Origin of the sequence: Kitasatospora sp. NPDC091257, from assembly GCF_044757675.1 — a bacterium.
Taxonomy (GTDB): Bacteria; Actinomycetota; Actinomycetes; order Streptomycetales; family Streptomycetaceae; genus Kitasatospora; species Kitasatospora lactacystinica.
This window is the reverse complement of record NZ_JBIVVI010000041.1, coordinates 1-2272: the sequence shown is the minus strand read 5'-3', so window position 1 is coordinate 2272 and position 2272 is coordinate 1. Positions and strand designations below refer to the sequence as shown.

At 73.3% G+C, this 2272-nt stretch carries 1 protein-coding gene; it reads right to left on the bottom strand.

Annotated elements, in window-relative coordinates; genetic code table 11:
• The coding region (locus ACIQOV_RS03500; protein ID WP_401044371.1) for a DEAD/DEAH box helicase at positions 1-1649 on the bottom strand (1649 nt) is incomplete at its 3' end.
• Positions 1650-2272: the final 623 nt, after the last annotated feature.

The window sequence follows — 2272 nt, the reverse complement described above, 5'->3', positions numbered from 1 at the left end:
CCGCCGGAACGGCCGCCGCGGTCGTCGCGGTCACGGTCACGGCCGAACGCCGGACGCTCGTTGCGCGCCTCGCGGTACGCCGGGGTGCGCTCCTCGGCCACCGGGGCGGCGGTCTCGACGACGGTCTCCGAAGCCTCGACGGACTCGGCCTCGGCGGCCGGCTCCTCGTCCTCGATGCCCAGCTCGGCCCGCTCGCGCGCCGCACGGGCGGACAGGCGGTCGGCCTCCTCGCGCAGCTCGGTGGCGCGGCGCTGCGCGCGCTCCAGCTGGCGGGTCATGTCGGCGAGCTCGCGCTCGGCGGCACCGGCGATGTTGGCGGCGCTCTCGGCCTGGACCTCGGTCAGCGAACGGGCGCCGGTGATCTTGGCGACCTCCGCGTCGAAGGCGTGGTCCAGGATGTGGCGGCTGGCGTCGACGCCCGCGTCCTCCATCAGGCGGAAGACGCCGCGGCGCTGGTGCGGCAGCACCAGGGTGACGACGGCGCCGGAGCGGCCGGCACGGGCGGTGCGGCCGGAGCGGTGCAGGTAGTCCTTGTGGTCGCCGGCCGGGTCCACGTTGAGGACCAGGTCGATGCCGTCGACGTGGATGCCACGGGCGGCGACGTCGGTGGCGACGACGACGTTGACGTAGCCGTCCTTGAAGTCGCCGAGGACGCGGGTACGGGCGCCCTGGGTCATGCCGCCGTGCAGCGCGTCGGCCTTCACGCCGGCCTCGATGAGCTGCTCGGCGACGCGGTCGGCGCCCATCTGGGTGCGGACGAAGATGATCGTGCGGCCCTTGCGGGCGGCGATCGCGTTGGTGATCGGCGCCTTGTCCTTGGGCTTCACCACGAGGATGTGGTGGGTCATGGTGGTGACCGCACCGGCCGACGGGTCGACCTCGTGGGTGACCGGGTTCTTCAGGTAGCGCTTGACCAGGGTGTCGATCTCGTTCTCCAGGGTGGCGGAGAACAGCAGGCGCTGGCCGCCGCTCGGCACCTGGTCGAGGATCTCGGTGACCTCGGGCAGGAAGCCCATGTCGGCCATCTGGTCGGCCTCGTCGAGCACGACGGTCCGGACGTCGGCCAGCTTGGCGCTGCCACGGTTCAGCAGGTCGCGCAGACGGCCGGGGGTGGCGACCAGGACGTCGACGCCGCGCTCCAGCGCGTAGATCTGGTTCGACATCGAGGTACCGCCGCAGACGACCTTGAGCTTGAGGCCGAGCACCGAGCCGAACGGCTCCAGGGCGTCGGCGACCTGCATGGCCAGCTCGCGGGTCGGGACGAGGATCAGGCCGCGCGGGTGCTTGGGCTTGGTGCGCTCGCCGTCGGCGAGGCGGGTCAGCAGCGGCAGGCCGAAGCTCAGGGTCTTGCCGGAGCCGGTGCGGCCACGGCCCAGCACGTCCTTGCCGGCCAGGGCGTCCGGGATGGTCGCGGCCTGGATCGGGAACGGGGTGGTGACACCGCGCTTGGCGAGGGCACGCACGACGTCGTCGTGCAGGCCCAGGTCGCCGAAGGTGATGGTGGGCTCGGCGGCCGCCTCCTCGGTGGCCTCCTCGGCCTCGGCGATCACCTCGTCCGCGGTGGTGTCGATGGTGTCGTCGGAGTCGGTGACATCGGCGGCGGCCTCGTTCGCGGGCATGGCGAAGCGGGCGTCGTCAACGAGAGACATGCAAAACCTTCCGGAAGTGGCACGCGCCAAAGTCCGGGGTTCTGTTTCACAACCGCCTCTATGCGGTCAGCCACGGATCGCCGGAACGCGCCAAGGGCGCCAGATGGGAATAGGGCGCCAGTCAAATGGATCAAACGAACGATCTACCACCATAGACGAACCTGGGGATCGGAGGCAAATGCCCTGCTCAATCCACTAATGCCCGGCCGCGCGCGGGCTCGGTGCCGAGGAACCGGAGCTGCCGGAGGACGGGTCCGGGGCCGGCGGGACGGTCGCGGCGGGCGAGCTGTGCTCCGGTGCGGGCGTGCCGGACGGGCGGCTGCTCGGGGTGGTCGTGGGCCCCCCGGCCGAGCCCCCGCCGGACCTGCCCTCCCCGGTGCCGCCCGCCCCGCCGGTACCGCCGGAGCCCGCCGCGCCGCCGGAGCCGCCCACTCCACCGCCCGGGTGCGGAACGGGACTTGTGTTCGTACCGCCCGCCGAACCACCGCCCGGACCACCGTCGGGAGCGCCCGCCCCCGGCACCGGGACCACCCCGGCCACCGCGCCGTTCGACCCCGGGACCGCCTCGCCGGGCACCGTCGACGCGGCCCCGTTCGACCCACCGTCGGGAGCGCCCGCCCCCG